Genomic DNA, 9734 nt, shown 5'->3' on the forward strand with positions numbered 1-9734 from the left:
ACCACAGGCTACGCAAATGTGATTTTGCTTACCCTGCTTTTTCCCATTCTTACGGATATGGGTGCCGCCGCATTCAGGACACTGCATCACAACTCATCCTCAATTCATACTCTAATTATGCAACGCCAAAGGGCACATCTAACCCCTGCTCGCGCACGATGGCCAGCGCCGTTGGGGCATCGAACCCCGACAGGTGGTGGTTAGAAATAATGGCATCCCAGCGGCGAGTCGAGAGCATGGGGCTCAGGTCTGCGGCGGTTTGCACCCGCTCCCAGGTTACCGCCAGGCCATCCCTACGCAGGATCTCAACGATCAGTAGGGCATCGTCTTCGCTATCTTCAACGATTAGAACAGTTAAGACTTCAGTCATCTAGTCTCCATAACGTTTGAAGACAAATCAGCCTAGAGTGGTAGAGGAGTGACCCATGCTTGGGTATAGAGTACCCATCCTCAGCTTACAAAGCCTGTAGGTCGATGGGTTCGGTGAGCTTAATTATCGTTGCTTCAGGAACGCAATTTTTGGTGATCACTCGGCAGATAACCATGGCCCAGGCCGATAGTTTGTTCAGTCCTTTCCCCCAGGATCAGGTGCAGCAGCAGCTAGCCGAAATTGAAGTGAGGTTTTACAAGCTGAGGTCGCAAATTAGCGGAGTAGTGGGTTGAGTAGTTGCCTGTGCGCGCAGCTAGCCGATCTGGTTTACCCCACACCTGTACCCACAAGAGGGGCCTGGCGTAGCTGAGTAAAAATTGTCCAGCACAGTATTGGACAATTTTCGGAATGCTTCATGAAAGAGCCGCTGAGAGAGATCGTGATGCTGCTCTGTAAAGCGGGGCAACTAGCCTGGGCAATTTTGCTGTTCTTGAAGCTCTTCATGGCCGAGGGGTATACACCACTTGTCGTCTGATCAACGCTTGGCGACATCGCACTCGTCTAGGGGCACCATGGACAGCTTCATCTAAACATAGATAGATTTTTCCTAAAACCAATTATGCTGGCAGCATAAAGGACTTTATGGCGTTGCTGAATTAAGGGATGAACCTTGGAGGGACTGGGACATCGCCGAACTTGAGGTAGTGAAGTAACAATCGGACGGAGTGAGCCAGCATGTCTACGGACTTGGAGTAGCATAGTGTCTTGCGGTGTAGTCGAGCCAGGTAGTGTCGCAATCGTGTGTTTTCGCCTTCAACCCGAGTCATGTAGGTCTTGGAGACAATCTGATCACCTGCTAGAATGAAGCCGGGATACACTGACCAGCCATCGGTAACGTAGAAGTAGCAGTTCCAAGCCGCGACGATAGACCAGAGTGGGGCAAAAGTTTCAGCGCTATGGTCATCGAGTACCCAGCCGGCGCTGGTCTGTTAAGAGGAGATGCATTGAAACCCTCGCATACCAAGGATTTCCTGGGTAGATAAGGGGCGAGAGCAGAGGCCGAGAGCCATCGCCGAAGTCGTCCGTTTACCTAAGTCCCAATGCGGTCTGACCCAATTATGGATGATCCGCTGGACATCCAAGACCCGCTGCAACCCTGTTTGAGTCTTGGCATAGAGATTTTGACACCGACGATACGCACTGCACCGTCGCCTCAAAGCCGCATTTTGAGCCTCATTATGATTGGCATGCACCTCTGCCATGGGGCTAATGGCCCTAAAGGGATGCTCTGGGTTAACCCAGACCACTCGTCGCTGACATTGAGAGCCCTTGATTTTGATCGCCACTTCCAGGCCTTCTCGCCACACTTTTTGAGTGCGATAACTCGGACAATCGCGGAGCGCCAGATAGACACTGGCCAAGTCCCATAATGCCTTGGCATAGCGCCGCTCACCATCGGTGAACCACCAAATACTTAGTGGTGCAGAAAACTCCTGAAACCCTTACGAATAGAGGATTCTTGCCGAGACAGCAGAGTTGGGATTTCTCAGAGGATTGAACGAAGGCAGTGGGTTTCAGCCGCTATTTTCACCGTTTGGGCCGTACACTATAAGACTCAAAAAAGTTTTCTGCACCACTAAGCCACCGAATGTAAGGACACGCTTGTGCCCACTGCCAGGCCTGTTGAGTTCCCCGCTGAAACAGCCGTTCGTCTTTGTGGCCTGCCATTGCCGAGTCCCAGTAGCGACTGTTGCGTTCAATAAAGTGGATCGTCCAACCCTCGGAGCTAGCGGGGGGGAAGGTTCTCGCCGACGCGAGTGTACACTTCATCCCCTTCTAGGGTTACCTCTCGATCCCCTGGCGCAGGGGGGGACCACTCATCAACCTGATTCGCAAGGCGATCTTCCCACCGCAGAATCGTCGAATGGGACTTCCCGAAAACGCGGCCTGTCGCTCGCGCCCCGGTTCCTTCGGTGCGGCTATTCAACGCCATAGCCACCACTGAACTGGGCGCTCGCAGGCGTGCCATTGGGGTACCGGTGCGCTCATTAAATTGCTTGCCGCAATCTCGGCACCGATAGCGCTGCATCAGCGTCCCATTGGGACGGGGTTCACGCCCGTTTCTCACGACTTGGCGACTCTGACAGTGAGGACAATCCATAGCTTTGAGGTAATTGCACTACAACCATTTTACCCATCATCGCTTACCAGACCAGTGCCGAGCCGCCTGCTGGAGGAGTTCCAAATCGGCCTGTTTCTGGGCTCTAACCACCAGGTCTTGGTTGCGACGGTGACTCTGACGAGTTCGTTTCCACCGATATCTTTTTTTTGAGTAATCGCCTCAGGTGGCCTCGACTGAGGCTGATGCCATGAACATCAGCCAGATGCTCCACCAGTTGACGACTATTGACGGTGCGCTCATCCATCGATAGGTGCTGCCATCACCGCGGTCGTACACTGCGGCAAACGACCCGAGCGAGGACTATCCCATAACCCATACAGTCCATCTTGCTGCCATCGATGAATCGCCCTACGAGCTGTCGCCACTCGCCAGCCCAAGTATTCAGCAATTTGATGGGGTGTCCACCCGCGATGGCTTAACCTGAGCGTCTCTGCCCGGTCTTTAGTCCATTGAGGAATTCCAGTTGCCACTCTTAGGTCTTGCAGAGTGCGATCTTCGTCTGAACTCAGTTCAACTCGCAATGGGGGTGTGGGCATGGCTGGAACCATCTGATTAGCAGGCTCTGAAGCATACCTCCATCGCTACCTTTAATTCTGCTCATCTACATTAATACAACTATGCCATCTAGTTCTCTTAGCAGCGCTTCAGCAGTCCCCTTGTCCCCGTCATTTGAGGCCTGGTTGTAGGCGTCTAGCAAAATGCGAAATTCGGTTATCATTTGCCACCCTTACTTATTGCTGCGTCAGGTTGATTCTCCCTCTACGAAATAACACGCGTAGTTATTGAGGAGCCACGACCGAACGGCGGATTTCCCAGGAGGTCCTACTCTTGGTGCTGACTGCGTTAGCGATCGAGCGCCTCTACTAAAGAAGATGCTAATAATGGGTTCGTTTTGGTCTTTAGAATCTCGGAGGGCCTAAATATAGGCATTAAAGCAAGCTTAAGCTGAATTACTCGGGGTTGACATCTATTTGACTCCCCCCGCGGTATCATGCCTCTATTCTCAAGATGCTTCCAACAGAGAAATCGATGCGACTAGCAGAATTCATTCTTGGGAACATCGAGCCCATTCTCGCCGAATGGGAAACGTTTGCGCGCAGCCTCACGCCCGGGATGAAGATGACCAAGCTCGCCCTGTGTAACGATGCTGAGGCAATACTGGTGGCAACTAGGCGTGATATGCAGATCGACCAGAGCCTTGCACAGCAGGCGAGCAAGTCCAAAGGCAACGGCGGCGTTGTTGGGGAAGAGAGCGCCCAGCTCGACAACGCCTCAGTACTGCACGGTGCAGCCCGCGTGGGCTCAGGTTTTGACATCATGGAGGTCGTCTCTGAATACCGCGCCCTGCGCGCCAGCGTGCTTCGCCTGTGGCGCGCGAGCAACCCGCAGATCGACATCAACGACATTGGCGACATCACCCGCTTCAACGAGTCGCTCGATCAGTCGCTCGCTGCAGCCGTCGGTAGTTACACCATTCGCGTCGATCAGTCGCGGCGCATGTTTCTGGCAATCCTTGGCCACGACCTGCGCGACCCGCTCAACGGCATCAGCATGGCTGCACAACTTGTCTCGCGCACCGCAAATCAAGACCCAGTCTCTGCCAAAGCGCTGTCAATAATCGAGAGGAACATGGAGGTGGTCACGCGATTGATTAGCGACCTGATCGACTTCGCCTCGACAGGGATAGGCAGCGTGATGCCGCTAACGCGCGATGCGGTCGATCTGGAAAAACTTTGTCGCAACGTCTTCGAGGGATTCTGCCTTGCCTACCCACAGCGCACGCTGCGCTTTCAACCAGATGGCGATCTTATAGGCGACTGCGATGCGGCCCGGCTCCGCCAGGTGGTCTCCAACCTCATGGGCAACGCAATTCAGCACGGGTCAGCTGATGGTCCCGTGAAACTATCGGTCGCTTCAGAAGGATCAACCGTGATCGTGAGCGTGCATAACGAAGGACCACCGATCCCGTCAGAGATGCTGGACACGATCTTCGATCCACTTATGCGCCACACTAAGCCAGAATCGACAACGCAACGGGTTCCGGGCAGCGTCGGTTTGGGGTTGTACATTGTGCGCGAGATTGTCGTTGCCCATGGGGGCACGGTAGAGGTCGCCTCAACGGCAGAGGAGGGCACAACGTTTGCCGTCCGCCTGCCACGATCGCACCCGATTGGAGTCGATAGTCAACAATCGTAGGGTGCTTCTTTGACCACAACACACTGTCCCACGCAGAAAATGTTGCTCATAGTGGTAGTTGCTTAGTGGTGCAGAAAACTTTTTTGAGTCTCATAGTGTACGGCCCAAACGGTGAAAATAGCGGCTGAAACCCACTGCCTTCGTTCAATCCTCTGAGAAATCCCAACTCTGCTGTCTCGGCAAAAATCCTCTATTCGTAAGGGTTTCAGGAGTTTTCTGCACCACTAAGGTGGTAGTTGTAGGTTTCTCAGTCCAAGTCTTCTGAGCTGCAAACAGCAGAGCGCCTCTGACCCGTTACCAATGAAGCAATCGCCAGCCAAAGTTTTCAGTCTTTGGACCAAATTGAAGCCATGGTCATCCGGCGTTGTCGAGTTCTGTTGAACCGCCCTAAGTTCATCCAGGGACTGACCGGCTTTCATTGATGGTTAGAAGCTCTTAACCGGGTGCATCTCAGTCTTGCAAGACTCACCTTGAGAAGTAGCCATTGAGATACGCACACCGCTGGTGCAGCACTTGTTGCACGTTGTCTTCGTCCCACTGAGCACCCGAAATCTTCAGGCGACGCCCAATTTGCTTGACCGTTGACTCAATCTCCCCCGAGCCAATGGAGATGCCTTCGGCTTGGTAGTAGGCGTAGTTCACAATGCGGTGTCGATGTCTACGCAAGTAAGTGATAAACCGGTTGACCTTACCTCGAAAAAGTGGACATTCCCGAAGAGTCGACAGGGCTTGAAGGAATTCCATAGGCAGATCACTGAAAGGGGCGATCTACAGTTTCTTCACTAGCTCTCGGCTTCACCAAAAGCTTGGAGAGCCCAAAGTAATTGACATTTGATATGCAGGGATTCGGGCATGTCAACGGGAAACCGGACAATGCGCTCTGGGGTTGAATTGTCTGGGGTTATCATTCGCTAACCTCAGAGTCCTGCCACAATCCTACCGCTGCCCCCTTAGCCCGGTCTTCCGCCGTGACCATTACTAGACCATTAGGGCAGTCCTCAGCAGTGTTCCCCACCGCAGCAAACCCATCCAAGACCATCTGAGTATTAACGTGGATCTCCTCAGCCCCTCCAGTCGGCACAAACACTTCAACCACCAGGCGATCCAGCGAGTCGCGCCCCACCGGCACTACTCCCACCACCTCATCCTCTGCACTCGTCGCTAACAACTGCTTGAGGTGGTCAAGGCTAGCTGCTTCAAGGGGGTGGCCCATCGCTGGAGCCTGAAGGCCACATAGAATAGCTTCCTGCTGCTGCCCCTCCCGCGCCAGGGTCAAACTCCGATCACTGTTGACCACCTCAACAAACCAGTATTCCGTCTGCTGATTGGCAAAGCGCTGGTTTCCGCCCTGGCTGAGCCTGGCACTCACTGCGCAACTGGTAAGACTACTGAGACACAACGCTAAGACAGACCATTGTTTCACAGATTTCATTGATCCAATTCCATAGTGTGCCTGACGTGGATCCTGGCTTTGAAAAAGTACCGTTATACCAGTGTTCCCCGTAGTTCACTCGATGGAGGCTAGCAGCTTAGACGACATTCAACAGTTCTCAATATGAGAAAAATTCTCGCAGTTGAAGAGTCTTCTAAGGTCAAACTTGCTGTTTTGCCGCCCTGAGGTCACTCTACTCACATCTTGCACCTGGTAATTTGAACGTCGATTCCCTGCTGTTGTAACAAAGGGCGTTTTCGCTCAATGTCCGCCAGCAACAGATAAACCAACACATCGGCCAGGGCGGCTTCCAGCACAACAGCGGCGGCTTCCGCCCAATCGGGTAATGCCTGGGTTTCCAGTGAGAGATAGCCCCAATGGGCCAGGATAAAGGCGACCAGCGATAGGATGAGCCAACGGTACATCCCCAGCAAGGTCTGTTGACCGAAGCGATGGAGCCCCAAGCGGTGCTTGGCGGTTTTGAAGAACCCTTCAATTTGCCAACGATGCCGCCCCCACCAAATAATCGTGCTGGCTTTGAGGGGTTCAGTTGAGAGCACATAGCGTTTGGAGCGTTTCTTTTCGCCGTCGCGTTTTAGGTAGAACCAGGCGATGGTAACCGGACAACTCAGCCCCTGGAGGTGGACGCGCTGCCCCGGTTTGTGCAACTCAAAGAGGTGCCGTCCATCGCTGAGTTTGCGGTCATAGCGCACCCCAGTAATGGCATGCAACTTCAGCTTGCGAATGCCCTGGAGAAAGTCCACACTGCCAAAAGCGGTGTCGGCCAGCACTCTGACGTTGAACGCTCGTTTCAGCCATTTGGGCAGTTGACGCACCAAAGTCAATCCGAGTTGGCCCGCAGAGGGCTGTCCTTTCCCTCGGTAGACGCGAAAGCTCCAGGGCACCCGCCAGGGTCCAACGACCAGGTAGAGCACCACCAGATGCACCCCGCGTTTGCCATGAAACACGCTGATGAGCTCCGAAAAGGCTTTGAATTTACCTCGTTTCTCCAGCGTCGTCATATCCAGAATCACTTGCAGATGGGGCCGACGACCCCGAGGTCGATAGCGCTTGAGCTCTTGGCCAATCGCGTGGCGCACCTGGCGAATCACCTGCCGCACTGACCAGTTATACACCGTGAGAAACCGACTCAAGGCGCTCGCGGACTTCAGGTGACTATGCTCAGGCAGCGGTGCTCCTTGTGCCTTGAGAAACAGTTCTAGGAAAGCTTTCAGGCTTTGGCGCTGATAAGCGCTCGGCATCCCGTCCAACAGTTGGTAAATTAGCGCTTGGGCGTGGGCAAGAATCTTCATGGTCCTTGCTGTCTATACGTTTCACGCCCTTTTCTCTCATCCCCCAGGCCAAGGTGCAAGATCTGAGTCTACAGACAAGATTATCGCCTCAAAAATGCCCAGAAAAGCCATATTGAAAATTGCTGGACGACATTTCAGTCCATAGCATAAAATCGAAGTCTGCCGTCATATAAGAAAACTAGCCTCAGAAAAATACACTTATGTTTTAATGCTGACTTCTCTAAGAAATGAAGCTCATCGAGAATTAGCAATTAATAGTGGGGTGGACATTTATATGACTAAGCCTTTTGAAGTTGGCGAACTGATTTCTAGTTTAAAGGAACTTCTACAGCGACAAAACCAACCATCTTAAAAGAGAAAGGTTGTCAGGCAGACTAAATCTGGGCCTGCTGGGGTTTACTCTGCTCCTGACTTTGCTGGTTTAAGACAGAGACTGCATTCCTAAAGTCCTCTAAAACAGGCTCAGATGTTCGACTAAATTCTATTGCTGACCCTTTGGCCCTCAAGACAGTTCTCCCTTCTTGAGTCGCTAGCAAAACTCCCTCTTTGGTCAAGATGACTGAGTTTCTTCGCCCCTCGACCTTAAACCCGCCAAGCTCACTAGGCTGACCAGCGCGAGACAGAATCAAAGAAGCAAGATTTAGTAATTCCACTGATTTAGAAGAATACTGTCTGTCAGCAGACTGTTTCTCTGCACTAGATTGTAAACCAGGTTCAATCTTTGCATCAACCAGAAGTGATTTTGGATCGCTTGCTTGAGATCGATTAAAGACAGTTTTCTTATTCTCATAGGCAAAAATAGTTTGGCCATCCTTCAAAATACTAAGTTTTCCTTCTTTGTCGAGATTTACTGCATACCGATCGCCTAAAAAAGTAAGCATCAAATCGTTATCTCCAACGTGCCCTCTCTCATGCAACACTCGACTGGCCGCACATAACAAGTCATGATTTAGATCCACAGGTTCATTAACGATTTGATTAGGCTTCACGGTTAGCCGACTTCGATCTACCGGCAGCTCCATGGCCAGCGGAGCCTTCTGCTCGAACATCGCCGGAGAAACTTTTCTCAATCGTACCCAGGGGAACTCAGCCCCTTGATACTCACAGGAGGGGCGAGCCAATTCTAATGAGGCTCCATCCATGATTCTATGAATGTGATCCTCATCAGCCCCGTGGGCGAGTCCCCCTTGGATCGTCAACGCTTCAGCACTCTGCCCGCTCAGGGGGATACTATTCTCTCTGGCCCAGTTCTCCCAGCCAAATGTCTCTCGGGCCAACAACACGATCGCATAGGAGCGATCGCTATGCCCACCCCCACCGCCTGCTAGAACGTCTCGGGCACGGTCTGAGATCAGATCTGATAGGTCTACCGTCGAGCTCCCTGGGAGCGTCTTTATGCGCCGTGGCCGAGCCTTGATAGGAATAGTCTCACCAAGGGGAACACCATGCTCAGAGCTTTTTGTTGCAGTCTGAGCCCCTGATTTAAATATCCCGATCGTGGAGAGATCTGCAACGGCCACTGGAGCCTCCACGAGATGCCTAGCCCGGTAAGGATTACCTGTGGAGCCAATGGTCGGAGCCAGTACACAAACCCTGCCAACCCCAAGCACCTCACCCACGTGCAGGCCACCGGGCTCTAGGGCAAAGTTGGTAAAGTCTTTGGGGTGATCCAGTTGCACCATAAAATGCCACCCGCCACGATGGGTCTGCTCAGCGTAGGTCTGCTTGAGTTGAGGATGGGTCTCAGCCCACGCTAAAACGGCGGCATCACAAACATCCCGAGAGCCAAAGTTTTTAACATCAAAGTCAATGAACACAGTCCGCTCATTGCCCAGCGTGGCAATTCCATTCTGGGGATTGGAAAACCAGGCGTCTAGCTCACTTGGGTTAGGCATCCTAGACTGAAATTCCCGATGATTGACGCTGTGCGGATGGCCATCGGCATCCAGGTAGCTCGGGTTTTTACCGGTAAATCTAGAGACCGGGCAAAGCTTCCCATCAACCTCAACCAAGGGGATGTTGCAATAAATCCCTTGGTTCGGGCGGTCAGGATTTACCTTGGGATATTGGTAAGCATCCTGCTCCGGTGCAATGGGGAGCGGCGGTAGGTTATTTTTCAACAACCACTTCACAACATCCTGCACGGATGGCTGCTTTGGCCATGGCGATAGTGCGTTCATCGGTGAAATGTGAGCAATAGAGTGGGATTGACTCAGGGGCAGTCCATCAACATCAAAGGCT

The 9734-nt window shown here is 52.6% G+C and carries 8 protein-coding genes and 4 pseudogenes; 2 read left to right on the forward strand and 10 right to left on the reverse strand.

The genetic code is table 11. The features are described 5' to 3' along the window. Window positions 1-87, reverse strand: an 87-nt coding sequence (locus VB780_RS06680; RefSeq protein WP_416349209.1) for a transposase-like zinc-binding domain-containing protein, incomplete at its 3' end; no start/stop codon positions are given. Window positions 88-115: 28 nt separating this feature from the next. Then, window positions 116-370 carry a response regulator gene (locus tag VB780_RS06685; RefSeq protein WP_323350366.1) on the reverse strand — a complete coding sequence of 85 codons (255 nt, stop codon included), beginning with the start codon at window positions 368-370 and terminating at the stop codon, window positions 116-118. A 104-nt stretch (window positions 371-474) separates the two neighbouring features. Between VB780_RS06685 and VB780_RS06690 the strand changes: the two genes are divergently transcribed. After that, complete coding sequence (locus tag VB780_RS06690; RefSeq protein WP_323350367.1) at window positions 475-663, forward strand: hypothetical protein; 189 nt, start codon at window positions 475-477, stop codon at window positions 661-663. A 363-nt stretch (window positions 664-1026) separates the two neighbouring features. Here VB780_RS06690 and VB780_RS06695 read toward each other — a convergent pair. From VB780_RS06695 to VB780_RS31350, 4 genes and pseudogenes are all read right to left on the reverse strand, one after another. Beyond that, window positions 1027-1347 (reverse strand): annotated as a pseudogene (locus VB780_RS06695) (IS1 family transposase); the annotation flags it as partial. A gap of 12 nt (window positions 1348-1359) precedes the next feature. Beyond that, window positions 1360-1836 (reverse strand): annotated as a pseudogene (locus tag VB780_RS06700) (IS1 family transposase); the annotation flags it as partial. 178 nt (window positions 1837-2014) lie between these two features. Next, a pseudogene (locus VB780_RS06705) lies at window positions 2015-2531 on the reverse strand (transposase); the annotation flags it as partial. 257 nt (window positions 2532-2788) lie between these two features. Next, window positions 2789-3100 carry a helix-turn-helix domain-containing protein gene (locus tag VB780_RS31350; protein WP_416349208.1) on the reverse strand — a complete coding sequence of 104 codons (312 nt, stop codon included), beginning with the start codon at window positions 3098-3100 and terminating at the stop codon, window positions 2789-2791. A gap of 481 nt (window positions 3101-3581) precedes the next feature. Between VB780_RS31350 and VB780_RS06710 the strand changes: the two genes are divergently transcribed. Then, window positions 3582-4748 carry a HAMP domain-containing sensor histidine kinase gene (locus VB780_RS06710; RefSeq protein ID WP_323350368.1) on the forward strand — a complete coding sequence of 389 codons (1167 nt, stop codon included), beginning with the start codon at window positions 3582-3584 and terminating at the stop codon, window positions 4746-4748. A gap of 465 nt (window positions 4749-5213) precedes the next feature. On the opposite strand, the pseudogene VB780_RS06715 reads toward VB780_RS06710, so the two are convergent. The 4 genes and pseudogenes from VB780_RS06715 to VB780_RS06730 form a co-directional block, all read right to left on the reverse strand. Beyond that, window positions 5214-5429 (reverse strand): annotated as a pseudogene (locus VB780_RS06715) (ISKra4 family transposase); the annotation flags it as partial. Between the two features lie 223 nt (window positions 5430-5652). Continuing rightward, window positions 5653-6117: a thermonuclease family protein gene (locus VB780_RS06720; protein ID WP_323350369.1), complete on the reverse strand. Its 465-nt coding sequence runs from the start codon at window positions 6115-6117 to the stop codon at window positions 5653-5655. 260 nt (window positions 6118-6377) lie between these two features. After that, a complete protein-coding gene (locus tag VB780_RS06725; protein ID WP_323350370.1) occupies window positions 6378-7493 on the reverse strand; it encodes a transposase in 1116 nt (371 codons plus the stop codon). A gap of 374 nt (window positions 7494-7867) precedes the next feature. Next, a complete protein-coding gene (locus VB780_RS06730) occupies window positions 7868-9673 on the reverse strand; it encodes a bifunctional DNA primase/polymerase (protein WP_323350371.1) in 1806 nt (601 codons plus the stop codon). Between the last annotated feature and the right edge of the window lie 61 nt (window positions 9674-9734).

This window comes from Leptolyngbya sp. CCNP1308 (genome assembly GCF_034932455.1).
Taxonomy (GTDB): Bacteria; Cyanobacteriota; Cyanobacteriia; order Phormidesmidales; family Phormidesmidaceae; genus Nodosilinea.